General features: G+C 46.9%; 1 protein-coding gene. It reads left to right on the top strand.

Going from position 1 to position 226, the window contains the following annotated elements; all coding sequences use genetic code 11:
* The coding region (locus EYY60_RS22100) for a hypothetical protein (RefSeq protein WP_162847805.1) at positions 1 to 226 on the top strand (226 nt) is incomplete at both ends.

Here is a 226-nt window from a genome sequence, read left to right as displayed (position 1 = left end):
GTTGGGACAAACCCGATTTCAGGAGCCAATTCTGTTTCATACGCTACAGGTAATCTTACCGGGAACGCAACTTACTGGGTGAGAATAGAGAATACAACTTCTCCATGTACAGCAACAACCGGAGGCGTTTCGCAAGTGGTTACTGTAAATGCGCCATCAACAGCGCCAACGAGCATAAGCGGAATTACAACAATCTGCAGTGGAAGCACGACTACATTGACAGCAT

The organism is Flavobacterium zhairuonense, from assembly GCF_004352915.1.
GTDB classification, from domain to species: Bacteria; Bacteroidota; Bacteroidia; order Flavobacteriales; family Flavobacteriaceae; genus Flavobacterium; species Flavobacterium zhairuonense.
This window is presented reverse-complemented; position numbering and strand designations above follow the sequence as displayed.